Annotated in this window: 25 protein-coding genes; 15 read left to right on the plus strand and 10 right to left on the minus strand. The window is 59.0% G+C overall.

Annotated elements, in window-relative coordinates:
• Nucleotides 1–22: 22 nt before the first annotated feature.
• From J3P96_RS05140 to J3P96_RS05160, 5 genes are all read left to right on the plus strand, one after another.
• The gene (locus tag J3P96_RS05140) at nt 23–1,060 is read left to right on the plus strand and encodes an ABC transporter permease (RefSeq protein WP_434571920.1); all 1,038 of its coding nucleotides are present in this window, start codon (nt 23–25) and stop codon (nt 1,058–1,060) included.
• Nucleotides 1,060–1,968, plus strand: coding sequence for an ABC transporter permease (locus J3P96_RS05145; protein ID WP_434655768.1), 909 nt, complete (start codon nt 1,060–1,062; stop codon nt 1,966–1,968). The genes J3P96_RS05140 and J3P96_RS05145 overlap by 1 nt, the downstream gene beginning before the upstream one ends.
• A 10-nt stretch (nt 1,969–1,978) precedes the next feature.
• Nucleotides 1,979–2,818 (plus strand): ABC transporter ATP-binding protein, encoded by an 840-nt coding sequence (locus J3P96_RS05150; protein ID WP_434655770.1) that lies wholly within the window; start codon nt 1,979–1,981, stop codon nt 2,816–2,818.
• Between the two features lie 10 nt (nt 2,819–2,828).
• Nucleotides 2,829–3,596, plus strand: coding sequence for an ABC transporter ATP-binding protein (locus tag J3P96_RS05155; protein WP_434655772.1), 768 nt, complete (start codon nt 2,829–2,831; stop codon nt 3,594–3,596).
• Nucleotides 3,597–3,726: 130 nt separating this feature from the next.
• A complete protein-coding gene (locus J3P96_RS05160; protein ID WP_434655775.1) occupies nt 3,727–4,449 on the plus strand; it encodes an oligogalacturonate-specific porin KdgM family protein in 723 nt (240 codons plus the stop codon).
• 124 nt (nt 4,450–4,573) lie between these two features.
• Here J3P96_RS05160 and J3P96_RS05165 read toward each other — a convergent pair whose 3' ends face one another.
• Nucleotides 4,574–5,317, minus strand: coding sequence for a FadR/GntR family transcriptional regulator (locus J3P96_RS05165; protein ID WP_434655778.1), 744 nt, complete (start codon nt 5,315–5,317; stop codon nt 4,574–4,576).
• A 96-nt stretch (nt 5,318–5,413) separates the two neighbouring features.
• Here J3P96_RS05165 and J3P96_RS05170 point away from each other — a divergent pair, with 96 nt between their 5' ends.
• On the plus strand, nt 5,414–6,127 hold the full coding sequence (locus J3P96_RS05170) for a FadR/GntR family transcriptional regulator (protein WP_434655780.1): 714 nt from the start codon (nt 5,414–5,416) through the stop codon (nt 6,125–6,127).
• A gap of 69 nt (nt 6,128–6,196) precedes the next feature.
• Here the strand turns inward: J3P96_RS05170 and J3P96_RS05175 are convergent, their stop codons facing one another.
• Both J3P96_RS05175 and aceE read right to left on the minus strand, forming a co-directional pair.
• Complete coding sequence (locus J3P96_RS05175; protein ID WP_434655782.1) at nt 6,197–7,246, minus strand: hypothetical protein; 1,050 nt, start codon at nt 7,244–7,246, stop codon at nt 6,197–6,199.
• A gap of 343 nt (nt 7,247–7,589) precedes the next feature.
• Nucleotides 7,590–10,259, minus strand: coding sequence for a pyruvate dehydrogenase (acetyl-transferring), homodimeric type (aceE, locus tag J3P96_RS05180; protein WP_434655785.1), 2,670 nt, complete (start codon nt 10,257–10,259; stop codon nt 7,590–7,592).
• A gap of 174 nt (nt 10,260–10,433) precedes the next feature.
• Here aceE and J3P96_RS05185 point away from each other — a divergent pair, with 174 nt between their 5' ends.
• The gene (locus J3P96_RS05185) at nt 10,434–10,886 is read left to right on the plus strand and encodes a MarR family winged helix-turn-helix transcriptional regulator (RefSeq protein WP_434655787.1); all 453 of its coding nucleotides are present in this window, start codon (nt 10,434–10,436) and stop codon (nt 10,884–10,886) included.
• A 10-nt stretch (nt 10,887–10,896) separates the two neighbouring features.
• On the opposite strand, the gene J3P96_RS05190 is transcribed toward J3P96_RS05185, so the two are convergent.
• Nucleotides 10,897–11,997, minus strand: a complete 1,101-nt coding sequence (locus J3P96_RS05190; RefSeq protein WP_434655790.1) for a transketolase-like TK C-terminal-containing protein — start codon at nt 11,995–11,997, stop codon at nt 10,897–10,899.
• 83 nt (nt 11,998–12,080) lie between these two features.
• Here J3P96_RS05190 and J3P96_RS05195 point away from each other — a divergent pair, with 83 nt between their 5' ends.
• Nucleotides 12,081–12,731 (plus strand): glutathione S-transferase family protein, encoded by a 651-nt coding sequence (locus J3P96_RS05195; protein WP_434655792.1) that lies wholly within the window; start codon nt 12,081–12,083, stop codon nt 12,729–12,731.
• Between the two features lie 210 nt (nt 12,732–12,941).
• On the plus strand, nt 12,942–13,670 hold the full coding sequence (locus tag J3P96_RS05200) for a helix-turn-helix transcriptional regulator (protein WP_434655795.1): 729 nt from the start codon (nt 12,942–12,944) through the stop codon (nt 13,668–13,670).
• On the opposite strand, the gene J3P96_RS05205 is transcribed toward J3P96_RS05200, so the two are convergent.
• Nucleotides 13,640–14,308 carry an acyl-homoserine-lactone synthase gene (locus J3P96_RS05205; protein ID WP_434655798.1) on the minus strand — a complete coding sequence of 223 codons (669 nt, stop codon included), beginning with the start codon at nt 14,306–14,308 and terminating at the stop codon, nt 13,640–13,642. The genes J3P96_RS05200 and J3P96_RS05205 overlap by 31 nt on opposite strands.
• Before the next feature lie 231 nt (nt 14,309–14,539).
• On the opposite strand from J3P96_RS05205, the gene J3P96_RS05210 reads away from it, so the two are divergent.
• The 6 genes from J3P96_RS05210 (at nt 14,540) to J3P96_RS05235 (ending at nt 18,919) form a co-directional block, all read left to right on the plus strand.
• On the plus strand, nt 14,540–15,715 hold the full coding sequence (locus J3P96_RS05210; protein WP_434655801.1) for a pyridoxal phosphate-dependent aminotransferase: 1,176 nt from the start codon (nt 14,540–14,542) through the stop codon (nt 15,713–15,715).
• Entirely contained in the window at nt 15,708–16,226 is a 519-nt protein-coding gene (locus J3P96_RS05215; RefSeq protein WP_434655803.1) for a DUF6190 family protein, read from the plus strand. Before J3P96_RS05210 ends, J3P96_RS05215 begins: the two co-directional genes overlap by 8 nt.
• Nucleotides 16,216–17,019, plus strand: a complete 804-nt coding sequence (locus J3P96_RS05220; RefSeq protein ID WP_434655806.1) for a dihydrodipicolinate synthase family protein — start codon at nt 16,216–16,218, stop codon at nt 17,017–17,019. The genes J3P96_RS05215 and J3P96_RS05220 overlap by 11 nt, the downstream gene beginning before the upstream one ends.
• The gene (locus tag J3P96_RS05225; RefSeq protein WP_434655809.1) at nt 17,016–17,873 is read left to right on the plus strand and encodes an iron-containing redox enzyme family protein; all 858 of its coding nucleotides are present in this window, start codon (nt 17,016–17,018) and stop codon (nt 17,871–17,873) included. Before J3P96_RS05220 ends, J3P96_RS05225 begins: the two co-directional genes overlap by 4 nt.
• Nucleotides 17,857–18,093 carry a Rieske (2Fe-2S) protein gene (locus tag J3P96_RS05230; RefSeq protein WP_434655812.1) on the plus strand — a complete coding sequence of 79 codons (237 nt, stop codon included), beginning with the start codon at nt 17,857–17,859 and terminating at the stop codon, nt 18,091–18,093. Before J3P96_RS05225 ends, J3P96_RS05230 begins: the two co-directional genes overlap by 17 nt.
• Before the next feature lie 124 nt (nt 18,094–18,217).
• Nucleotides 18,218–18,919 carry a hypothetical protein gene (locus J3P96_RS05235; RefSeq protein WP_434655815.1) on the plus strand — a complete coding sequence of 234 codons (702 nt, stop codon included), beginning with the start codon at nt 18,218–18,220 and terminating at the stop codon, nt 18,917–18,919.
• Between the two features lie 85 nt (nt 18,920–19,004).
• Here J3P96_RS05235 and J3P96_RS05240 read toward each other — a convergent pair whose 3' ends face one another.
• The 5 genes from J3P96_RS05240 to J3P96_RS05260 all read right to left on the minus strand — a co-directional run bounded on the left by J3P96_RS05240 (nt 19,005) and on the right by J3P96_RS05260 (nt 23,174).
• The gene (locus J3P96_RS05240; protein WP_434655818.1) at nt 19,005–19,262 is read right to left on the minus strand and encodes a pyocin S6 family toxin immunity protein; all 258 of its coding nucleotides are present in this window, start codon (nt 19,260–19,262) and stop codon (nt 19,005–19,007) included.
• Nucleotides 19,259–19,492: a DUF7683 domain-containing protein gene (locus J3P96_RS05245; protein ID WP_434655821.1), complete on the minus strand. Its 234-nt coding sequence runs from the start codon at nt 19,490–19,492 to the stop codon at nt 19,259–19,261. Before J3P96_RS05245 ends, J3P96_RS05240 begins: the two co-directional genes overlap by 4 nt.
• Nucleotides 19,489–20,766: a colicin E3/pyocin S6 family cytotoxin gene (locus tag J3P96_RS05250; protein ID WP_434655824.1), complete on the minus strand. Its 1,278-nt coding sequence runs from the start codon at nt 20,764–20,766 to the stop codon at nt 19,489–19,491. The genes J3P96_RS05245 and J3P96_RS05250 overlap by 4 nt, the downstream gene beginning before the upstream one ends.
• A gap of 293 nt (nt 20,767–21,059) precedes the next feature.
• Nucleotides 21,060–22,562, minus strand: coding sequence for a hypothetical protein (locus J3P96_RS05255; RefSeq protein WP_434655827.1), 1,503 nt, complete (start codon nt 22,560–22,562; stop codon nt 21,060–21,062).
• Nucleotides 22,563–22,769: 207 nt separating this feature from the next.
• The gene (locus tag J3P96_RS05260) at nt 22,770–23,174 is read right to left on the minus strand and encodes a DUF488 domain-containing protein (protein ID WP_434655829.1); all 405 of its coding nucleotides are present in this window, start codon (nt 23,172–23,174) and stop codon (nt 22,770–22,772) included.
• Nucleotides 23,175–23,359 lie beyond the last annotated feature (185 nt).

Here is a 23,359-nt window from a genome sequence, read left to right on the forward strand (position 1 = left end):
AAGGCCAAGGCAGGAAATGAACATGTCGACTGCATCCTTTTCAATCTGGACAACCCGGGCCGCCTCGGCGACCCGGCGCGGCGGTTCGGTGGCAGTGACGCTGCTGGGGTTGCTGCTGCTGACCTTTTTTATCGGCCGGGTGATGCCGCTGGACCCGGTGCTGGCAATCGTTGGCCCGGACGCCGACGCCTCGGCCTACGCCCAGGTCTATCAGGAACTGGGCCTGGACAAGCCGCTGTGGACCCAGTTTGCGATCTACCTCGGCGACCTGCTCCATGGTGATTTCGGCATGGCCTTGCTGACCGGCAACCCGGTCATCAGCGACATCGCCCGGGTTTTTCCGGCCACCTTGGAACTGGCGACCCTGGCCATTCTGTTCGGCGTGTTGGCGGGCTTGCCGCTGGGTGTCTACGCGGCGACTCATCAGGGCCGCGCCGGTGACCATGTCGCGCGGTTGATCACGCTGTTCGGCTATTCCACGCCAATCTTCTGGATCGGCATGATGGCCTTCCTGGTGTTCTACGCCTGGTTGGGCTGGGCCGGTGGCGTCGGGCGAATCGGCCTGGCCTACGACGGGCTGATTCCGAGGCACACCGGGCTGCTGTTGATCGACACCGCCTGGTCTGGCGATTGGGAAGCCTTTCGCAGTGCCCTGCGGCACATCCTGCTGCCGGCGGTGATCCTCAGTTTCAACTCGGTCGCCTACATCAGCCGCATGACTCGCAGCTTCATGCTCGAGCAGCTGTCCCAGGAGTACATCATCACTGCCCGGGTCAAGGGTCTGTCCCAACGCAAGATTGTCTGGGGCCACGCCTTCGGCAACATCCGCGTGCAGCTGTTGACGATTGTCGCGCTGGCCTACGGCGGGCTGCTGGAGGGCGCGGTGCTGATCGAAACCGTGTTCGCCTGGCCGGGTTTCGGCCAATACCTGACGAGCAGTCTGTTGCTCGGCGACATGAACGCAGTGATGGCCTGCGTGCTGCTGATCGGCCTCATCTTCGTGACGCTGAACCTGATCAGCGATGCGCTGTACAAGCTCTTCGACCCGAGGACCCGCTAATGAATCTGCCCCTTGCTTCCAGCACAGCCGGCGGTACCGCGCTGCCCGCTTCGAGTACGGCAGCGCTGGTCGCCAGCGCCGCCCGGCTGCTGCGCTTTCTGCTGCGCAACCCGATGACGTTCGCCGGCCTGGTTGTCGTCGCGACCTTGATGGTGGTCGCGGCGTTCGCGCCATGGATCGCCGGTCACGACCCGTTGCTGCAGAACCTCGCCGGCGCGTTGCAAGCGCCCAGCAGCGCGCACTGGTTCGGCACCGATGAATACGGTCGCGATGTCTTCGCCCGGTTGGTGTACGGCTCGCGCATCACCTTGTACATCGTCTTGCTGGTGACGGTGATCGTCGGTCCCATCGGCCTGTTGGTCGGGACCATCTCCGGCTACTTCGGCGGCTGGGTCGACAGCCTGTTCATGCGCATCACCGACATCTTCATCTCGTTTCCGAGCCTGGTGCTGGCGCTGGCCTTCATCGCGGCGCTTGGCCCGGGCCTGGAGCACGCGGTGATTGCCATCGCGCTGACGGCCTGGCCGCCGATCGCCCGATTGGCTCGCGCAGAAACCCTGCCGCTGCGCAACGCCGACTTTGTCGTCGCGGTACAGCTCCAGGGCGCGTCGAGTGCCCGGATCATCCTGCGCCATATCATCCCGATGTGCCTGTCGTCGGTGATCATCCGCCTGACCATGAACATGGCAAGCATCATCCTCACCGCCGCCGCCCTGGGCTTTCTCGGCCTCGGCGCCCAGGCACCGCTGCCGGAGTGGGGCGCGATGATCTCCACCGGCCGGCGCTACATGCTCGAAAGCTGGTGGCTGGTGGCGGCGCCGGGTGCGGCGATCATGCTGGTCAGCCTGGCCTTCAACCTGTTGGGCGACGGCTTGCGCGACGTCCTCGACCCCCGCAGCCAATCCTGAGGAACCTCCCATGACTGAGTTAAAACTGGCCGTCCAGGATTTGTGCGTGGAGTTTCGCAACGCGGGCAAAACTTCCCTGGCGGTGCGTGATGTGTCGTTCAACCTGGGGCGGGAAAAGCTCGCCATCGTCGGGGAATCCGGCTCGGGCAAATCCACCGTCGGCCGCAGCCTGTTGCGCTTGCATCCGCCGACGGCGCGGGTCACCGCCAAGACCCTGCGTTTTGCCGACATCGATTTGCTGAAGGCCAGCGAAAAGCAGATCCAGGCGATTCGTGGCGCGCGCATGTCGATGATCATGCAAGATCCGAAGTACTCGCTGAACCCGGTGGTGCGAGTCGGCGAGCAAATCGCCGAAGCCTATCTCGCCCATCACAAGGTGCCCCATCGCGAAGCCCGGGAACGGGCCCTGGATATGCTCGGCAAGGTGCACATCCGTGATCCTCGAAGGGTCTATGACCTGTACCCCCATGAAGTCTCGGGTGGCATGGGCCAGCGGATCATGATCGCCATGATGGTGATCACCGATCCCCAGGTGATCATCGCCGACGAGCCGACCTCGGCGCTGGACGTGTCGGTGCGCCGGCAGGTGCTCAACGTGTTGGAGGAGCTGGTCAGCGAGCGTGACCTGGGACTGATCTTCATCAGCCACGACCTGAACCTGGTGCGGCATTTCTGTGATCGCGTGCTGGTGATGTATGCCGGCCGGGTGGTCGAGTCGATTGCCGCCGCTGACCTGGATAACGCCACCCATCCCTATACCCGAGGCCTGTTGGCCGCGTTGCCAAGCCTGGACCACCCGCGCGCCACGCTGCCGGTGCTGCAGCGCGACCCACGTTGGTTGAACGCTTGAGGAGCCTGTCATGAACATGATCGAAATCGCCGGCCTGAACCTCAGTTTCGGCACCGGCGCGGCACTGAACGCGGTACTGCACGACGTCGACCTGAGCGTTGGCGAGGGCGAGGCATTCGGCCTGGTGGGGGAGTCCGGTTCGGGCAAGACCACCGTGCTGCGTTGCCTGGCCGGACAGTACCAGCACTGGACGGGACGGTTGCAAATCGCCGGGAGGGCGGTGACGCGCAAGCTGCCGCCGGATCACTACCGCACCGTGCAGATGGTTTTCCAGGACCCCTACGCTTCATTGCATCCGCGCTACACCATCGAGGCCGCGTTGCAGGAACCGCTGCGCATTCACGGCATCGATGGGCGCGGGCAAAAGGTCAGCGAGATCCTGCGCAAGGTCGGCTTGAACGACAGCTTTCGCTTTCGTTATCCGCATCAGTTGTCCGGTGGCCAGCGCCAGCGCGTGGCGATTGCCCGGGCGCTGATCCTGCGCCCGCGGGTATTGCTGCTGGACGAGCCAACCTCGGCTTTGGACGTCTCGGTGCAGGCGGAAATTCTCAATCTGCTGGCTGATCTGCGTCGTCAGGAGGGCCTGACCTACCTGATGGTGACCCATGATCTGGCCGTCGTTGCGCACTTGTGTGATCGGCTGGCGGTGATGCAACAGGGCCGAGTGGTGGAAACCCTCGACAGCCAGCTGCTGGCGAGCGATGGCGCCGCCCACGAGTACACCCGTTTGCTGGTACAAGCCAGTCGCGACATACAGCGAATACCCATCGCCGTATGAAGTAACCAAGCCGCTGTAACTGTTTTAAACCGCAGCACACGTTGAACCGCAAGTTTCAATGCGCGCACGCGCTCGCCTGCGATTTGACGTTCACCCCAACTATTGATTTCAACCAACAAGAATAAAAAACATGAAAAAGATATTCACCGTTTTGTCGATCGCTTCATTGTTCACTTCGGTTGTCGTTCAGGCCGATACCGGTTACATCAACGTTCGCCATCAATACGCCGAAAAGACCCGCATGCACGCCGACCGCGCCAAGTTCGGCATCAGGCTGGATAACGGTGTGGGCCTGGAAGGCGAACTCAAATACAAGACCGCCGGGGATCGCGAAGATGTCGCCTTCGACAACACTGTCGGCAGCGGCCATGAGTTCACCGTCAACTACCAGCACAAGATCGACGACCGCTGGACGCTGACGCCTTCGTTCGCCATGGAAAGCGACGAGGAGTCCACCACCTACAAGATGGGCTTGCGCCTGGGCTACAAGATCACCAAGGAACTGAGCATCGCCGGGCGTTACCGTTACGACGCCAGCAAACTGGACCGCGACCAGGTGGATCACGACGTGCCGGACAATGGCCAGGACGACCAGACGATCCATCGCTACGACGTCTACATCAACTATGCGAACCAGGGGCCGTGGGCCTATGAATACCAACTGACTTACTTCGATGCCGATTACATTCGTTACAACGGCGGTACTGACGACTATGAGCAGAATGCCGTGGTCAAGTACAAGTGGGATAAGCGGTGGGCACCGTTCTTTGAGGTCGGTGACATCAAGGTCAATTCGGTGGACAGTGATCGGCAGTTGCGCTTGCGGGTGGGTATTCAATACAACTTTTTTTGAGTCGCGAGATCACCGGGATCAACTTGTGGGAGCGAGCTTGCTCGCGATAGCGGTCTGTCTGGGGCGGTGATGTTGGATGTGCTGCCGCCTTCGCGAGCAAGCTCGCTCCCACAGGGAACAAAGGTTATTCGTTGTAGAACGCCTGGCGTTGTTGGGTTTCACACAGGCGCATGCGGCTGTTGCTCAAGTGCAGGTACATGGCCGCCCGCGCCGCGTCGGCATTGCGGCTGGCGATGGCATCGAAAATCTGCTGGTGTTCGGCGTTGATCCCCTGCAGGTAGGCGCTGCGATCACTTTGCCCGGAGTAGGCGGAGTTCATCCGGGTGCGCGGGATCAGCTTTGTACCCAGGTGCTTCATGATGTCGATCAGGTAGTAATTGCCGGCCGCCTTGGCGATTTTCAGATGGAACTGGAAATCGGCATTGATCGTGGTGCCGGATTTTTCCGGCCCTTGCAGCAACGCCTCCAGCGCCTGGGCCAGTTCGGCCAGGGCTTCGAGCGTGGCGCGTTCAGCGGCCATGCCGGCGGCCTGCACTTCCAGGCTCAGGCGAAACTCCAGCAAATTGAGAACGTCCGACAACGTCGCAATGGTCGCCGGCCCGAGGGTGAACCCCTCCGGCGCCGGCATATCCAGGACAAACGTACCGACGCCATGGCGGGTCTCGACCAACCCCGCCGCCTGCAGGCGCGACAGCGCCTCGCGCACCACCGAACGGCTGACGCCCTCGGCTTCCATGATGTGCACTTCGGTGGGGAGCTTTTCGCCGCATTTCAGAATGCCGTCGCGCATGCGCTGGGCAAAACGGTCGACCAGTGTTTCGGCCAGGCGGCGCGGCTTGTTCAATGGAGATAACGCTTGGTCCGTCATCGGCGTGCTCTAGTGTGATCAGCGGGCATTATAGTGAGTTTTGGCCCAAGGTCGCGGCTATAATGCCGCGATCGTCTGGCTTGATGGATAGGTGCAATGGAGCGTGTCACAACCGATCGACGCCTGAGCATGACTCAGCAACTGGTGGTCGACCTGACGCAGCAGATACTCGCAGGCGAGCTGCCGGCGGGCAGCAAACTGCCAACCGAACAGGTGATCATCAAAGAGCGCGGCGTCAGTCGGACCGTGGTCCGCGAAGCCATGTCGCGGCTGCAGGCCGAAGGCTTGGTCGAGACGCGCCATGGCATCGGCACCTTCGTCGTCGACACCGCGCGCCCGGGTGATTTCCAGGGCGGCAAGCACATCAAGGGCGGCGCCCATGACGCGCTGGCCGTCGTCGAACTGCGCCTGAGCCTGGAAGTGGAAGCGGCCGGCATCGCTGCGCAACGCGCCACGCCGGAGCAGTTGCTAGCAATGCGCGAAGCGCTGGATGCGGCGAATGCCGCCGACGCAACGGACGACAACAGTGCCCGAACGGATTTCGAATTTCATCGGCAGATTGCCCAATGCACCGGCAACAGCTTTTTTATCGACGCGATGGCGCACGTCGGCAATACCCTGATCGCCGTGGTCCAGCAGGCGGTGCCAGCGATGGCAACTGAAAATCGAGCATTGATGGTGCGCGAACGCGAGCAGATCTACGCGGCATTGGCGCGACGGGACGGCGAAGCGGCGCGGGCGTCGATGCGGTTGCATCTGATCAACATGCAGCAGCGGGTCCGGGGCGCGGTAGAATTGGCGAAGCAATAATTCGCACCACAGACCCTGCGGGGGCAGGCGGGCGGGCTTGCTCGCGAAGGCGGCCGGCCCATCCTCTTGCTAATTGCGCTTCCAGCACTCCGTAAACCGCGCACATACCCCGTAATGCTCGTCCATCTGCGCCATCCTTTCCAGGTGACGAGTTACCGCTTCGACCGTCACCCCATTCCCGATCCGGAAGTACTCCACCATCATCGCAACGTCCAGGTCGATCTCGGCTTTCTCCGGCTTGGCATTGGCGGTTTTGGGTAACGCCCATTGCTCCAACTGCTCGTCCTTCAGCTGTCGTAAACGCGTCTGGTATTCCTCCTTGAAACGTTCCATCGAGTGCGTCTTGTTCTGCGCCATGTCATCGCCAAACGACTTCAGATTTTCCCGGTACAGCGTCCAGTAGTCAGCCGGCAGGTCGAAACCGAGCTTGGCCTTGCGTTCGCTGATCAGGGTGTCCAGTTTCTCTGGCGAATAACTTTCGATTTTTTCCTTGGCCGGATCCGTCTTCACCGTGACGACCAGGCTTTTATCGATGACCCGGCTCATCAATTCCAGGCGATGGGGTGTGTCCGGGTAGGTCTTGGGGAACAGCGCATTGCGGCCGGAGCAGGCGGGAAAGTCTTTTTTCAGGATCGGGATCGGTGTGCGCACGTCCTTGCCGTCAACCCTTTGCAAACGTTGCAACTGAGTCAGGCAGAAGTTCTTCTCGGACTTGAACGTCACTTCGTATTCGGCATTGGCCTCGGGTGTAAAGTTGAAGCCCTTGCCACACACGGCATAACCGCTGTTCATGTTGGTGCGCAGGTGAATCTGCTCACCGGGCTTGAGCTTGACCTCCAGATAACCCCTGGCATCCTTGGGCGCCGGAACGCTCATCCCCACCCGCCGCGCGGTATCGCTCAACAGCATATTGTTGAGGATGCCCGTGGTTTGTCCGTCGCAATGGGCCGCGTCGAAATAATCCAGCGTGGCGTTGCTGGTATTGGCGACGAACCTCAACTTGGCGGCGTCCGGTTCGATGGCATCGGGGTAACTGCCATTGACGCTGCAACCGCCGAGCAATAAAAACAACGCGGACAATGCTAGCAACGGGGCAGGACAGCGAGGCAGGGCGAGCATAGGTCATCCTTGAAGGATCGATAAAGTGGCGAATGCTACTAAAATGCCACTATTGCGTCCATCACCTGCCGCTGAACAGCAGGCGATACCCTCTTCTTTCCCGCAGATGACGCGCTCATGCCTCTAGGCAGGACTTGAAACAACACTTCAGCACGCTATCAGTATGGCTGATAGCGTGCTGAAAAATTGACTCAAGCGAGGCTGAAGTCTTCTTGAATAGTCAGAGAGAAAAGGAATCTACCGTTCCGTTGGAGAGCGCGCTGCGGGGTGGTTCATAACTCCAAAACTGAATGCAGCAAACCGTGGAGCGAGCAAGCTCGCTCCCGCAGGTCTCTTGTGGAGATCAAACCTTCGCAGGGTTCTGCTTTTGCGGATCAATGCCGTAAAGCCTGATGGCCTCGGCTACTTTTTCCCGCGGTATTTCCCCGTCGTCGGCCAGGGCCTTCAACGCCGCGAGGGCGATGAAATGACGATCCACCTCAAAGAATCTACGCAGTGACTCACGGGTATCCGATTGGCCGAAACCGTCGGTGCCGAGGGCTACGAAGCGTCGATTGGGTGCGAACGGGCGGATCTGGTCGGCGAATATCTTCATGTAGTCAGTCGCGACCACCACCGGCCCCTGTTTGTCCTGCAGGCAACTTTCCACATAACCGATACGCGGCGCGTGCTCGGGATGCAGCAGGTTCCAGCGTTCGGCTTCCTGGCCGTCGCGACGCAGTTCGGTCAGGCTGGTTACGCTCCAGACTTCGCTGCTTACGCCAAAGTCCTGTTCCAGCAACTGCGCCGCCGCGACCACTTCCTGAAGAATCGAACCGCAGCCCATCAGTTGGACATGCTTGCCTTCGACAGGCTTTTCAGGCGCCGAGAGCCGGTACATGCCCTTGAGAATGCCTTGCTCGACACCTTCGGGCATTGCGGGGTGGGCGTAGTTTTCGTTGAGTACGGTGATGTAATAGAAGATGTCTTCGTTTTCGGCATACATCCGCCGCATGCCGTCCTGGATGATCACGGCCAGTTCATAGGCGTAGGTCGGGTCGTAGGACACGCAGCAGGGGATGGTCGAGGACAGCACATGGCTGTGGCCGTCGTCATGTTGCAGGCCTTCGCCCATCAGCGTGGTCCTGCCGGAGGTGGCGCCGAGCAGGAAGCCGCGAGCCCGGGCGTCACCGGCGGCCCAGGCGAGGTCGCCGACGCGCTGGAAGCCGAACATCGAATAAAAGATGTAGAAGGGCACCGTCATCACGCCGTGGGTGCTGTAGGACGTACTCGCGGCGATCCATGAAGAAATCCCGCCGGACTCGTTCAGCCCCTCCTGCATGATCTGGCCGTCCCGGGCTTCCTTGTAATAGCTCAACTGGCCGGCGTCTTGCGGCGTATACAGCTGGCCGACGTGGGAATGGATACCGATCTGGCGGAACAGGCTTTCCATGCCGAAGGTCCGTGATTCGTCCGGGACAATGGGCACGATCAGCTTGCCGATGTTCGGATCCTTGAGCAGCCTGCCGAGGATGCGCACGAACGCCATGGTGGTAGAGATCGCCCGTTCGCCAGTGCCTTTGAGTTGTGTATCCAGCGACGACAAAGGCGGGACCTGCAGCGGCGCCACGGCATTAAAACGGGCCGGGATATAGCCGCCCAACTGGCTGCGCCTGGCTTGCAGGTACAGCGCCTCGACGCTGTCCGCGGCCGGCTTGAGGTAAGGCATGTCGCCCAGCTGGTCATCGCTGAGTTCCAGACCGAACCGATCACGGAACGCCTTGACCGCGTCGTCGCCCATTTTCTTGAGCTGGTGGTTGATGTTCTGGCCTTCACCGGCTTCGCCCATGCCGAAACCCTTCACGGTCTTGGCCAGGATCACGGTCGGCCCGCCGGTGTGGCGCATGGCGGCGGCATAGGCGTTGTGGACTTTTTCCGGGTCGTGGCCGCCGCGAGACAGCTTCCAGATATCGTCGTCGCTCAGGTCGCTGACCAGCTCCAGCAGCTCTGGATACTTGCCGAAGAAGTGCTCGCGCACATAGGCGCCGTTCTGGGATTTGTAGTTCTGATAATCGCCGTCCACGCACTCCATCATCCGCTGGCGCAGCAGGCCGCTCTTGTCTTTATCGAGCAGGGCATCCCAGCCGCTGCCCCAGATCACCTTGATCACATTCCAGCCGGCCGCCCGGTACAGGCTTTCGAATTCCTGGATCACCTTGCTGTTGCCACGCACCGGGCCGTCCAGGCGTTGCAGGTTGCAGTTGACGACAAAGATGATGTTGTCGAGCTTCTCCCGGCCTGCCAGGGAAATCGCCGCCAGGGATTCGGGCTGGTCCATTTCACCATCACCGAGAAACGCCCAGACCTTGCGGCCCTGGTGTTCCTTCAGGCCGCGATCTTCCAGGTAGCGCATGAACCGGGCCTGATACGCGGCCGTGATAGGACCCAGCCCCATGGACACTGTCGGGAACTGCCAGAAGTCAGGCATCAGCCGTGGATGCGGATAGGACGAAACGCCGTCGCGGTCGGTCTCGCGGCGAAAGTTATCCAACTGTTCTTCGCTCAGGCGTCCTTCCAGATAAGCGCGTGCATAGATGCCCGGTGATGAGTGGCCCTGGATGTACACCATGTCACCGGCGAACTGCTCGGTGCGGCCACGGAAAAAATGCTCGAAGCCGACGTCATACAAAACCGCCGCCGACGCGTAGGACGCGATGTGCCCGCCGACGTTCGAATGTTTGCCGGCGCGCAGCACCATGGCCAGCGCGTTCCAGCGGATATAGGCATTGATCCGGCGCTCCACGGCCAGGTCGCCGGGGTAGGGCTGCTGGCGGTCGGCCGGGATGGTATTGACGTAGGGCGTCGTCACGCGCCCGTAGAAATCACCGTGGCGGTTGGCGTCGAAATCAAGCATCTGATCGATCAGGTAGTGGGCACGAGAGCGCCCTTCGACACTCGCCACCGATTCAATGGATTCGAGCCATTCGCGAGTCTCTTGTGGATCCTCGTCGAGAAACATGGATTGTTGTGCCATCGTTGTCGTCTCCTGGACAGTGCAGCAGCACCGAGTCGTTTGGTGCCTGACTAAGGGGCGTGGGTCGACGCCAACCTTCGAGAATTTTGTAGTTGCACTTGCAACTACGTGCGAGAACTTAGCCTGCCGCGCGCTACAATTGCAACTAAATCGATTTCTTGAGAAAGGTGCTGCATGTCATCCAGCGAGCCGGATACCTGGTTCAGATTCGTCAGGGCCCACCGTTGCCTGATCCGCGAAATCGAGCGTCGGCTGGCGGCCGCCGGGCTGCCGGCCTACGCCTGGTACGACGCGTTATGGGGCCTGGAAAGCGGCCCCGACGGCGCCCGGCGGATGAGCGAACTGGCCGATGTCATGGCCATCGAGCGCTACAACCTCACCCGCCTGGTGGACCGCCTGGAGGCGGAAGGCCTGGTCACCCGTAGCCGCGCCAGTGATGACGGCCGAGGTGCGTACGCCGCCATCACCGAGAGCGGGAAAGTGCTGCGCAAGAAAATGTGGAAAATCTACGAAGAGGCGGTGGACGAATTGTTCCTGGCGCAGTTCGACGACGACCAGCAGCGAGTCTTCAGCGAAGCGCTGGAGCGTGCGGCCACAGCGGCGCGCAGCAGTGGTCGGAGGAAATAGGCGCGGGCTGTCATTGCAGCAGGTATCGACTCATCGCTTGCTTGACGCAGGCCTGTTCGATGACGCCCTCCTGAGCCAGCGCCTGCAAGGCCAGCACCACGACCCAGTGTTTATCCACGGCTTGCGCGGAGACTCCGGCCGAATCGGCGCCGAGTGCCACGAACCGTGACGTGACGTGCGCGCCAATCTGATCGGCAACGTGTTGGGCGTAACCCGTCACCGCGACGACCGGGCTGCCCGTTTTGCCCAGGCAATCGAGCAAATGCGACGAGCGCTTCGGCTTCTCGGGATGCAGTCGATTCCAGCGTCGTGCGGTGTCCGCATCACGGGCCAGGCGGGTGTAGCTGGGGCAACTCCACAACTCACTTGCCACTCCCCAGTGTTCAGCCAGCATTTGCGCCGCGTTCGCCACCGACTGCAATGCCAGCCCGGCACCCAGCAAGCGAACCTGGGGCGCCCCGAACTCCGTCTCGATCTCGGTGAGCTTGTACATCCCCTTGAGCGCCTGGCTTGCACTGATGTTGCCAACAGGGCCGAGGAAATCGTTGGGCTCATCGTGAAGCGCCATGTAATAAAAACCGTCTTTGCCCTCCACGTAAAGGCTCTCCAAAGCGGCCAGGGCAATGGCGTGCGCTTCGGCACCGCTGGCCGGGTCGAACGGCAGGCATTGCGGGTTGGCCGCCAGCCAGAGCGGTAACCACGGGTGAGCCCCCTTGGGCCATCGCGAGGGCAGGGTTTCGATGTCGTTACACAAGATTCCACGGTTCGCGGACTCGTTCGACAGCGCGCAAAGTTCGGCCGATGTTGCCGAGCTGGTCAGGTAAAGCAACGGTTTTTCACTGGCACGAGCGTCGGGACTCAGGCGCAGGGGCCAGGCGCTGATGCGGGTGTGACAGTGCTCGACCTGGGGTTGCTTGTTGGCGCGGATCACCCAGACATGCCTGGCTGTTCCAGGGTCCCTTTCGAGGCGATTGGCGATGTCGATCATGGTGTAGAGCGGTGAGGAGAAACCATCCATGTGCAGCGCTGAAAGCGTTCGGATCTTATCGATACAGGCCTGAGCGGCCAGGCGGGTCTCTGGTGTTTTACTGAAGCTGGAAAAGCCGATCATTCCAAAATCTCCGTGCGTTCCGTCGTGCTTGCACCATACGGTACGGCTCAATATGATTGCAAATGCAATGAAATTGACCTGGAATGGAGTTCCTCATGAACGCGGCTTCCCCCATCACGCTGTATACGGCTGATACACCCAACGGGCAGAAAATCAGTATTTTCTTGAAAGAGGCGGGCATCGATTACCAATTGGTGAAGCTCAACCTGGCTGAAGGACGGCAGCATTCACCGGAGTTCCTCGCCATAAATCCCAACGGGAAAATACCCGCCATTGTCGATCACCAAGCTGGGGTTTCGGTTTTCGAATCCGCCGCCATCCTGGGGTATCTGTCGCAGAAGTACGCTTGCCTGCTGCCTGATACCGCTGCCGACCAGCTTGCAGTCCAGCAGTGGCTGTTCTTCCAGGTAGGGGCCATCGGCCCTATGCTCGGCCAGCTCTGGTGGTTCTTGCACGGCAGCACCACGCATAACGAGGAAGCGATCGCGCGTTATCGCAAAGAAGCCTTGCGTCTGTATGGCGTGGTGGACAAGCAATTGGCCGCGCGCAGCTACCTGGCGTGCAACCAGTATTCCATTGCCGATATCGCGGCGTTCCCCTGGCTGCGCACCTCTGAAGAACTGGAACTGGATATCACGCCGTTCCCTCACGTGCTGGGCTGGCTCAAAATGATCGAGTCCCGCCCTGCTGTGCAAGCCGGGCTGGCAGAGTCTCGAGAAACACCTGCAAGTTGATGGCTTGCTGCGCTGGAGCGAGTCGCCTGACCGGCAAGAAAAGGTGACTTCGCCCAGAGTTGAGCAGCCTCAAGTCTTGCTTCGTTCGGATCACCGAGTATGTAGTAGTGATTTGGCTTTACTACGAATTGATACTTGGATTGAATGTTTCCCATCACGCGACAACAGGAAAAACAAGACAATAAGTAACCCATAAAAAAGGGAATTTTTATGAGCAGTCAAGCTGTAAAAGGCCGGCGAGTCATAAATACCGGGTCTGAATTGGATGAAAGACTCAAGAGTACATTTGAGAAATGCCTGCGTCCGTTGGACGGATGCCATTATGCTTACTTTGTCATGTACAAGGGACGAGAGGTAAAGCCGAGGATTTTCTCCAACTACCCCAAACGCTGGCTCGATGTGTACAAGGCCGAGAATTATCATCTTGTCGACCCGGTCATCAAGCACGGTTTGAAGTGCATAGCACCTTTCTTCTGGCATGAAGCGCTTGACTCCAAGGCGACGGATCAAGGCCAGGCGGTATTCGCATCCTCGGAGAAATATCAGATATCCGACGGCTTTACGTTCAACTTGCATGATGCCAATGGCTTGTTCGCTGCCCTGAGCATCAGCAACACCGAGCGGCGTGAGGATTTTGAGCAAACCATGATGCGCAGGGCGGCAGAGATCCAGATGACGCTCATTCAGTTTCAACACAGGTTGACTGATTGTTTTTCCTTGAGCGAGCTGTTTCCCGAGTTGACTGAGGCCGGTCTGTCGGACAGGGAACTTGGCGTATTGAAATGGGTGGTCATGGGCAAGGCCTACAGCGAAATCGCCGCCATTCATGCCATTTCCGTGCGCACCGTGAAATTCCATATGGCGAACATTGTCGACAAGCTTAGCGTTTGCAACGCCAAGCAAGCCGTCTACAAAGCGGTCAGCCTGGGGTTGGTCTGAATCTGGCAGGTCAGCGGCGGTTTTTCGGCAGCGGATACGCCACGACGCTGCCTTGCCTCTATCGTTTGCCTGAGGCTCCAGTCGTTCTCGGGGCGCACCGGCATGTTGAGCAGCAGGACCTTTTCGCCGGGGGAAGCTTCGCCGGTATCCAACACCTCGTAGTGCCAACCCGCTCTTTGGACGATGCGCGACATGGCGTGGCTGACCACCGTTATGATCGAATCCAGGTTCTGCCGGGCAGCATGATCGTGCATGGCCAGAAGCAGCATTTCGGTGAGCGGCACCTGACTCAGTCCCATGGCTCGGGAGCGGGTCTTATCAACAAAAAAACGACTGGACTCGGCGATCGCCTGGTCTTTAGGAAGTTCGCAGTTGAAGAAGTTTCGGAATGGACCTTCGACCATATAAGGATTCAACGTATTGATCAGGCGCAAACTACTCAGGGGGCGGCCCGCGTAAAAACCTACCAGGTAAGTTGCGCAGGCAGTGTCATATTCATCGATCTCCCTGCCAAGGTGAGTGGTGACTCGCCAGTCAAGTCGGTCGGAAAAAACTTCCTTCCTCAAGCCATACAGGTCAGCCAGTAAGTCTTCCGAGGCGTCTGAGTAGTTGATGGCGTGAAAGCTGACCTTGTCCATATGCCCTGCAATGTCCTTGCGTATTTGATATTTGAACTGTTAGCGCGCGCAGAGCATGGCACATCATTCAAAAAAAGCAGCTGTACCTAGATACAGGCGCAAAAATTAAAGCTGCACCCAAGTACAGTTGTCGGACAATAAAACAATGTTAACTATAGAACAGGGTTTATCCACGGCGCCGTGAGCCAGCCAAGTGGGATAAGCATCTTTAGCACCTATAGGAATAACAACATGAGTGTCATGACCCGTCTGGATGATAAAGAAGATATCACCCAACATGAAATTTCTGCCTTGAAGACACGCTTCAATCTTGCTGACGCCCACACCCATCAGGACCAAAGTGTTACCCAACAGGAGATCGTCAATCGGCTTCCCGAACTCTGGTACCGCGCTCAAGGCCAAAGCCAGTACCAGAGCGAGCAGGAATTCATCCAGGCGTTCTTTACCTTTCATGGCCAGGAGCATGCGCTCAAGCGCCATGATGAAATCTATCTGGTTTACGCAGCCTCGATCGCGATGCACATCACCGCGACCTACCTGCGCAAACGCAACATGAGTGTCGGCTTGATCGAACCATGCTTCGACAACCTGCATGACCTGCTCAAGCACATGGAAGTGCCGTTGACGCCGCTGGACGAAGCCCTTCTGCAATCGTCAACCGATGTCTATGCGAAGCTTCAATTGGCGGCCGTAAATGTCGATGCGATTTTCCTGGTCGATCCCAACAACCCGACCGGTACCAGCATGTTCGCCGAGGGCGCCGACACCTTTGTTGAAGTGGCGCGCTATTGCAAGGACCACGGCAAGCTGCTCATCCTGGACTTCTGCTTCGCGGCGTTTATCAAGGCGGCCGGGGGCAGTCGCGTTGATGCCTATGCCATCCTCGATGACATCGGCACCCAGTACATCATCATGGAAGACACCGGGAAAACCTGGCCGCTACAGGACACCAAATGCGCCACGATCATGTCCAGCCAGGCCATCAACGCTGACATCTACAGCATCGTGACCAGCGTATTGTTGAACGTGTCGCCCTTCATCCTGAATGTCGTGACTCAATACATTCGCGATAGCAGTGATGATGATTTCGAATCGGTGCGTTCGGTACTTGACGTTAACCGCGCTGCCGCCCGACGCCATCTGCAGGGGAGCTTCCTGAATTACCTGACGCCCAAGATCGAAACCAGTGTCGCCTGGTTCGAGATCCTGCATGACGGTGTTACTGCCGATGATTTGCAGGCCTACCTGATGGCGTACGAAGTCTACGTCCTGCCGGGCAAGTACTTTTATTGGAGCCAGCCGCAGGCGGGGCAGAAATATATTCGCCTGGCACTGGCACGCAAGCCCGAGGAGTTCGAACAGGCGGTCGAAACCATCGCACGCGCTTTGGAGAACTATCATGGCTGAAGCTTCCATTGCGGTTATCGACGCTACTGTTTTCATGGGCATGCACCATAGCGACCCTGAGATTCGGGCCAGGTCGCTGGGTTTTTTCGGCGCGTTTTATTCGCATCAGGTGCAGATGAGTTTCGGTCAGATTGGTATCTGTGATGCCATCATCTGGAAAAAAAGCCGGCACTTGCAGGACGTTTATTACCCCTTCATGGATGTCCTCCATACGGACATGGATATCCAGCGTCAGGGCTATTGCAACAAGGTTTTGAAACGCGCCTGCCTGGAGCCTGACTGGGCGCACCTGAGCGTGGAAAAAAAGTTATTGGTGGCTCATGTCGTTGAGCACCAACAACCTTTTTTCACCCATGACGAGTCGCTGCGCGAGGTCAGTTTACTCAAGCCATTCCTGCAGACATTTCCTCCCTCGGTTTCGCAATCCGTATTTCCTGAAAAACTTCAGCGCTTGTATGAGCAGTCCATGGAAATGACCATCGGCCAGGAGGACTTCCAACATGTCGGCTAAGCACATCTATGTACCGTTGATTACGCCCCTCGATGAGCATTCGCATGTCTGCGAAGCCAGCGTGCGCAGGTTGCTGCATAGCTCGCGGCCGTTTGTCGATGGCTACATTCCGTGCCTGACATCCGGTGAAGGCTGGCGGCTTGGAAAGCGCGACTGGCAGCGCATGCTGGAGCTGACGCTGGCGCACGCACAAGATAAAACCGTCATCGCCGGCATTGAACGGGCGACCACCGCCGAAGTCATCGAATATGCGCGGTTGGCGCAAACCCTTGGGGCCCAGGCGGTCATGTTTACTTCGCCTTTCGCTTCAGGCACCAGCCAGCAAGACATGATCGATCACTACCGGGCGGTCCATGACGCCACGTCACTGGATATCTTCATCTACAACGAGTCGGCGCTCTCAGGTAATGAAAAAAGCTTCGACACCTTGCTTGCCATCGCCCAGTTACCGAGAGTCATCGGCATCAAAGATTCACCTTCCCAGCCGCGCGTCCAGAGTGAAATCGAGCGCCTGCGCAACGAGGGGCTGGATTACTTCATCGGTTGGGAAATGCTGTTGGCGAGAGAGCTGGAGTCCGACGGCAATGTCGTGTCGTTGGCCAATCTTGAGCCAGCGCTTTGCCGGCTGGCGATCGGTGCCCGACAAACCATGGTCGGTGGCCTGGTGGCGACGCTCAATGAGCAATTCGAACTGGCCGCGGACGATTGGTACGCTCATGTCAAAAAGGAACTCAAGGCACGCGGCGTCATCAGCACCGACCGTGTCTTCGCAGAGCAGGAGGTCATGGCATGAGCGACCTGCAGAAACAACTGTTCCTGGCGAATCGCGCCTGCATCAAGCAGCTCAAGCCATTGGAAAACCATATCCTGGCCTTCGAGCGTGACTGGATCGAGTCGACCATCGACAAGACGCGGACCGCCAATCCGCCGACTGATCTCGCCACGTTACGCAAGCAACTGGCTGAACTGGTGGAGATGGACCGCAGCGAGGTGCCGCCCAGCGCGGTGTATGTCAGCGAGCATATGAACCTTGAGGAATTCAAGATCCTGGTGCAGGAATTCGCCCTGGATGGCTTGACCGAGGCGCAGGTTTTTTACCACCTCATGCCCCGTCTCAGCCTGGCCGCGCAAATGCCGATGTTACGCATGATGATCGACGAGTTCGGGTCCGGTAACCTCAAGCGGTCCCACACCACGTTGTATATCGATCTGCTCAATGAGTTGCAGATGCCCACTGACCTGGCCTTCTACATCGACGTCAACGCGCCGGCCGGTTTCTCGTTTCCCAACATGTTCTGCTGGTTGACGATGAGGGCGGATGATCCGTCGTACTTCGCAGGCGTCATCACCTACTTCGAAACCGTCGTGCCATTCTTTTTTGAATGCTACACGTCGATCTGCTCGCGGTTGCAGATCAAAGCCCACACCTACTATTCCGAGCATGTCCATATTGATGTTTTCCACGCCATTGAAGGCCAGCGGTTGCTCAAAGCGATGGACACGGCGGGCGACCTCGATCCTGTCAAGGCGTGGGAGGGCATCTGCATGGGACGTGACATCACTAACGCCGCGTTTGATGCGGCCGTCGATAAGGCGAGGCGCCAAAAACACTTCGACAAGGAGCGCATGATTGAGCGAGCCATCTGAATTCAATCGTCCGGGCACGTTCGCCGTCGTAATCGACGATCAGCACTTTGAAGTGCCGCATACTTGCCCACACCGCGCCGGATGGCTGGAGCACGGGGTGATCAATCAGCAGCGTAAAAGCATCACCTGCCCCTTGCACTTTTCGGTGTTCAGCCTGGAAACGGGCGAGCAACTCAGTGGGCCGCCCTGTGGGCGCCTTGAGGTGAAGCGCTTGAGTTAGGCACCCGAGTTGACGGTGCGGTATTACTGTCGTTCGCCGCGTCCTCTTGGGGATGCGGCGGTTTCCGTCAAGGTTGGCAGTTGCGCGCCAGCCCACCGATTGCCCATGCCCGGATAGCCCACCCATGATCAAATGGTTCAAGACCCTCACCCGAACGGATGTCATTGCAACACTCGCCTTGGTCGTCTCCATCGCGTCCGCCTACTTCAGCTACCAGCAATACCAGGACGGCATCGCCAGTCGCAAGACACCGATCATTGTCCGTGTCGGTGCTGAACACGACAAAATCTCGTTCTTCAAGCCCCACGCCGACTTCCCGGTACTCTTCAAACAGCGTTACAAGATCATCCTCACCAATAACAGCTTCAATCCGGAAAGCGTCATTGACTGGCGAATATGGGAGCGCCGGGAGGAGGGCGGCGGGCAGTACATCGGCATGAAATCCAAGCTGCTCGATTCCACGGGAATGCCGATGACCTTGCCATTCCTGATCGCTGCGAAAGAGAGCAAAGTGCTCTTCCTCGACGTTGGCCAGAAAGTCACGCCAGAGGCGTGGGCGGCGGTGGGACCCGCGGTGAGTCTCGGAAAAGAACTGGACTGGTTCGACGCAGACAGGATTTTTGCCGACGCGGGTTATCCACAGTTCGGCCAGCTTGCGCCGGGAGAAAGCTCCCGGTATCAGGACCTGCAAGTCAACCGCTGGACCAAGGGCCCCACGTACCAGGAATTCCAGTTGAACTTCACCAAGGCCGATGGCTACGAAGTGGCTGCGCAGTTATCGCTGAATGTCAGTGATGTTTATCCACAGGGGGAGGCGGTGCGGTAGTGGTGGGCAAAAGCTGATCCGGCATGATTGCCGTTACCCGTGGAGAGGGAGCTTGCTCCCGCTGGGGTGCGCAGCAGCCCCAATGTTATGGCCGTACCCCGATAAACAAGTCGAGATTTTCAGGTAGTGGTTGCTGTATTACGCGTTCTATTTGTCGAACCTGCGCAATGCTTAAGGGCAACTCGCCGACGACCTCGTTCGCCAAGCTCTCCCAGCCCAAAATATCCATGATCGCTGGCTCAAATTTGGAATCCACGTCGAGTTCGAACTGAATAAAATCGTCCTCGTGGTCTTCATTAAAAAAGCCGGTAATTTCCAAATCACTCGGTACGTATTTCTTCAATCAATGTTGCAGGAGAGCTGGAAAATATGATCGTGGTCGTAAAATGGTTTGCCGACTAGTGCTTCAATAGCGGCGGCTTGGCTGGGGCTCAGGTCATAACCTTCATCGCCACGCTGCGGCGCCGTCCACCCCATGATTTGTTTCAGTGGTACGTCGCAGTTTTCGGGGAGCTCAACCTCAAAAGCCAGGAACTCGCTCGATCTGTCAAAAGCCTCAACAATGTATTTCAAGGTTCCACCTCGCGTGTATCGTCCGCTTCTTTGGTTTGTTCACCTGTTACGGAATTGAATTCCCCGAGGTGTTTTCCACGTTTATTGTATTTTTCGACTCTCCCATGCTGGCTATCCCATTCGTAAATAGTCCCATCCTTTGTTTTCCATCGCTTCCGCAGGCCACCTCCGCCTTTTATAGGCGTCTTACGGGGGGCGATTATTGCATCAGGAAACGCAATAAGCCCCTTTGGAGGTGGGTAGTATTTATGATCTCCTTGAGCGGGTTTTGAAAGCACCACATAAAGCGACTTCAGCCCCGTATCTGCCGGAAACACCAGAATCCAGTCTTCGGCCGTGATGTCTTCCCCGGGCAGCCCATCAATCTGGCTGTCGACATCCTCCTCTATCGGATGGACGAAGATCGTGTCCAGCTGTTTGCTAATATCCTCCGGATAGTTCAGCGGCGGAAGCGAGCCATGCGGGGTTTGCTGTGGCGTCCAGATGAGGGTGACGTCGTTGAGCTTGGCTTCCATGGCGGTCTGGTCGGCGTTCCAAGTCACCTGTACGGTGCGCACCGAGTCGTCGCCGGATGGGCCGCTGTGGATGCCATATACCTGGAGCACGCCTTCGGCATCGCGGCGCAATTGGAAGCGCACGCGGGTGGTGGCGTGGCTCAGGCGGCGTAGCTGGTCATCGGCGTACAGCGTGCCGTCGTTCATCTTGGCCGGGAGCATGCCCAGGACGAAGACGCTGGCTGGGCCGCCGGCGCCGCGTAGCGCCCAGGTCAGGCGCTGTTGCATGATCCCGCCGCCGGCGATGCGACCCAGCGCCAGGTCAGCGCCAAGGGCCGAGGCAATGGCGGTACTCGCCGAGGGCATGAGCATGGCGCCCGCCACCATGATCCGGCCGAAGTTCGAGGCCGGTTCGCGGATGACGCCGGCGCCTGTCCGGCACCAGTTTTCCGCGCTGCAGGATTTGGCGAACACCAGGTCTTCGCGTGGCTTGGGCTGCGGCCATCGTTCCGGGGGCCTGCGAACCGGTTCAGGTTCCGGTTTCTGGCGTGGCATGGAACCGCCGCTTGAACCGCCGAACGCCATGCTCACCAATAACAAGTCGCCGTTCCTGACGGCCTTGACGATATCGATGCCTCCGTGGAGTCTCGAGTGTATTCGATACTGATCCGGCCCATAGACGGTGAGGCCGTTCATCAGCGCGCTCTCGACCGTAAGCGCGGCAACATCGGCAGCCACGGTCGACTCAAAGCCTTTTTCCTCCCACCTTATCAAGCGCATTGCGTTCCTTTGCGTTTCAAGTAGGCGGGCCATTCTGGTGAGGCGTTCCATGACCAGCAATGCAAGGACCGTTGCGGCATATGTCGGGCCAGTCGCACCGGCGCGCGGGTTGCTAGGCAGCACATTACCCCCGTGGCGAGGGAGCTTGCTCCCGCTGGGCTGCGTAGCAGCCCCCGGCGGTGTGTCAGGGAAAAAAGGTTGGCAGGTTGCGGCTGCTGCGCAGCCGAGCGGGAGCAAGCTCCCTCGCCACGGGATTGATGTGGTTCAACGGATCGCGGTGCGGCTGCGGTGGCTCACTCGAAGCTCAACACTTCGCAACCCTTGGCCTCGACCATGTCGCTGAATACCGGCAAGCGCGCCACAAACTCCGTCTCGAACGCCAGATACCGATCCTGCGCCGGCACATAACGAATCTCCGGCTTGATCCGCGGCAGGTCCTTGGACGTCAGCTTCAGCACCTGGTTGCTCCGTTGGTTCCAGAACCACGCCAGCGTGTGTGTGCCGAAAGTGTTGGCGCGATAGCTCCAAACCCACCAGTCGCCATGCCCACGCGCGACGTGAAGTTGGCCATGAAACGTGCGCAACGTGATCACCTGTTTGGGCTGGGTGACCAGCAGGCGGGTGTCCTGGCGCAGCTCACTGCCGAAGCCGTCCAGCGTCGCCTGGGTCTTGGCGCCGGTGATGAAGTTGAAGCGCCACGCCAGCAACACTGTCTCCTGATACCCCGCGTGCTCGAGGTTCTGCCGCGCGCCTTCGCTGAACAGCAGAATCTCGTCACCGCCCAGATACGCCGTGGCTGGCCGCAGCTTGTAGGCCTCGGCTGGCATCGGTTTGGCGGCGATGGCCTGGTGCGGCGGGTCCAGGTTCCAGACCCAGCAGCGCTTGCCGTTGTGCTGCATGAACAGCAAGCGGCGGGGGCCGATGGGCAGGATTGTCAGCTCCTCCGAATCCTCGAAGATCACCTCGCTGCTGTCCCCCGTGATCCGCCAGATTCGCGTCAGATGCTCAGGCTGGTAAATGCGCTGACGTTCGAAAATCTCCTCATCCATCACGACACAAGGCTCTTCGAATGCCTGCCATTGCATTTCGGCAGGGCCGAAATCCTTGATGGCATCGCCCCGGAGGACCTCGTATTTGAACCGATCATCCGCATTGTAATCGCCGTGTTTGATCTGGCGCCTCCACAGGCTGCGCTGGGCGTTGGCGTCGATCAGCCGCAGATCGGCGCCGTCCACGCCATCAGCGCGCTGTTCGAGCATGTCCTGTTCGGCGGGCGGCCATTGGTTGTAGTCGATCAGGAAGCACAGCCAACGGTCTTCGTCCTGCTCGGTAATCGCGGCCCAGCCGGTGCGGTAGTTGTATTCATGCACATAGGTGGGGCCTGGATAGTCATGGACTTCCTGCATCCACTTGATTTTGCCGCGCTTGGGTTTGGCCGGTTTGCGCGCTTTTATCGCAGGTGGCTCGATCAACGTCGCCGTGAACCTCGACTCCCCGCGAGGGCTTTGCCAATGCTGGGCAAACGCCTCACGCTGATCGGAAGGAAAAATCACCGGCCGATAGTCATCGCCACCGGCATCCAGGTTCCACAAGTCATAACCCTGACCCGCCAACACCGGCGCCAGCGCCTCGAAGCAGACCTCGGGCATCTCGTTGGACAGCTCATCCAACAACGCCTCGAATTCCGGGCCGGCAAACACACCGACGTCGGGATAGTAATGCTGCAACAGCCCGAGCAAGTCGCTGCCCGGTGTTTTCCAATCGATATGAACCAATGGATCAAAACGAGCTGCCATCACGTCTGTTTCCTTGTGGTTTCTCTGCGTATCCTAGCTGCACACCACCAACCTCAAGCAAACCAATAAGCCGATTTTGATCGACTGGCCGGGCACAGACCACTGTGGGAGCGAGCCTGCTCGCGAAAGCGGTGGGTCAGCTTGCAAAGGTGTTGGGCGTACCGCCGCCTTCGCGAGCAGGCTCGCTCCCACAGGTAGTTCAGTGACTCAAAGCCCCGGAAACTCCCCCAGATAACAAACCGGCGAACTCGAATCCGCCCGCTTCTCAACCTCGTCCTCCAGCCACCGCGCCAACACCAGCGCATTATTCTCAACCGGCGACCTGGCCGCATACACCAACGTCAGCGTCCCGCCCCTCGCGATATCCACCAACTTCCACCAATGTTCCGGCCGGGCCGCCAGCTCTCGTCGATACGCCACATCGAACTCGGCAAACGAAACCGCCCCCGCCTTGAACGCCTTGCGCAACTCATGAGAAGGCCCAACTTCTGGCAGCCATGTATCGATCGCCAGCGCATCCTTGCGGCAATTACGCGGCCACAGGCGATCAACCAGAACCCGCACGCCGTCCTCGGCGCTGGCGGTTTCGTAGGCGCGCTTGCATCGGATCATCAACGTCTGCCTGTCGAAGTGGGACCGCCTCAGCATAGGTCGCCCACGACGAGGCGACCAGCCTCCATCCATCGCACTTTACCCACCCTTTGTGAAAAAAAATTCACTCGATCCCTTCAATCAAAAGCCGCGGGCGCTCAAGCAAAGGTGCGCTCCGCAGCCGGCAGAGATGATGGCGCGGAGCA

Source organism: Pseudomonas sp. R3-56 (assembly GCF_051132075.1).
Classification (GTDB): Bacteria; Pseudomonadota; Gammaproteobacteria; order Pseudomonadales; family Pseudomonadaceae; genus Aquipseudomonas.

Bases quoted from the DNA above. Each gene is read 5' to 3' on its own strand.
- J3P96_RS05140 (WP_434571920.1), top strand. From the start codon at position 23: ATGTCGACTGCATCCTTTTCAATCTGGACAACCCGGGCCGCCTCGGCG.
- J3P96_RS05145 (WP_434655768.1), top strand. From the start codon at position 1,060: ATGAATCTGCCCCTTGCTTCCAGCACAGCCGGCGGTACCGCGCTGCCC.
- J3P96_RS05150 (WP_434655770.1), top strand. From the start codon at position 1,979: ATGACTGAGTTAAAACTGGCCGTCCAGGATTTGTGCGTGGAGTTTCGC.
- J3P96_RS05155 (WP_434655772.1), top strand. From the start codon at position 2,829: ATGAACATGATCGAAATCGCCGGCCTGAACCTCAGTTTCGGCACCGGC.
- J3P96_RS05160 (WP_434655775.1), top strand. From the start codon at position 3,727: ATGAAAAAGATATTCACCGTTTTGTCGATCGCTTCATTGTTCACTTCG.
- J3P96_RS05165 (WP_434655778.1), bottom strand. From the start codon at position 5,317: ATGACGGACCAAGCGTTATCTCCATTGAACAAGCCGCGCCGCCTGGCC.
- J3P96_RS05170 (WP_434655780.1), top strand. From the start codon at position 5,414: ATGGAGCGTGTCACAACCGATCGACGCCTGAGCATGACTCAGCAACTG.
- J3P96_RS05175 (WP_434655782.1), bottom strand. From the start codon at position 7,246: ATGCTCGCCCTGCCTCGCTGTCCTGCCCCGTTGCTAGCATTGTCCGCG.
- aceE (WP_434655785.1), bottom strand. From the start codon at position 10,259: ATGGCACAACAATCCATGTTTCTCGACGAGGATCCACAAGAGACTCGC.
- J3P96_RS05185 (WP_434655787.1), top strand. From the start codon at position 10,434: ATGTCATCCAGCGAGCCGGATACCTGGTTCAGATTCGTCAGGGCCCAC.
- J3P96_RS05190 (WP_434655790.1), bottom strand. From the start codon at position 11,997: ATGATCGGCTTTTCCAGCTTCAGTAAAACACCAGAGACCCGCCTGGCC.
- J3P96_RS05195 (WP_434655792.1), top strand. From the start codon at position 12,081: ATGGAGTTCCTCATGAACGCGGCTTCCCCCATCACGCTGTATACGGCT.
- J3P96_RS05200 (WP_434655795.1), top strand. From the start codon at position 12,942: ATGAGCAGTCAAGCTGTAAAAGGCCGGCGAGTCATAAATACCGGGTCT.
- J3P96_RS05205 (WP_434655798.1), bottom strand. From the start codon at position 14,308: ATGGACAAGGTCAGCTTTCACGCCATCAACTACTCAGACGCCTCGGAA.
- J3P96_RS05210 (WP_434655801.1), top strand. From the start codon at position 14,540: ATGAGTGTCATGACCCGTCTGGATGATAAAGAAGATATCACCCAACAT.
- J3P96_RS05215 (WP_434655803.1), top strand. From the start codon at position 15,708: ATGGCTGAAGCTTCCATTGCGGTTATCGACGCTACTGTTTTCATGGGC.
- J3P96_RS05220 (WP_434655806.1), top strand. From the start codon at position 16,216: ATGTCGGCTAAGCACATCTATGTACCGTTGATTACGCCCCTCGATGAG.
- J3P96_RS05225 (WP_434655809.1), top strand. From the start codon at position 17,016: ATGAGCGACCTGCAGAAACAACTGTTCCTGGCGAATCGCGCCTGCATC.
- J3P96_RS05235 (WP_434655815.1), top strand. From the start codon at position 18,218: ATGATCAAATGGTTCAAGACCCTCACCCGAACGGATGTCATTGCAACA.
- J3P96_RS05250 (WP_434655824.1), bottom strand. From the start codon at position 20,766: ATGCGCTTGATAAGGTGGGAGGAAAAAGGCTTTGAGTCGACCGTGGCT.
- J3P96_RS05255 (WP_434655827.1), bottom strand. From the start codon at position 22,562: ATGGCAGCTCGTTTTGATCCATTGGTTCATATCGATTGGAAAACACCG.
- J3P96_RS05260 (WP_434655829.1), bottom strand. From the start codon at position 23,174: ATGATCCGATGCAAGCGCGCCTACGAAACCGCCAGCGCCGAGGACGGC.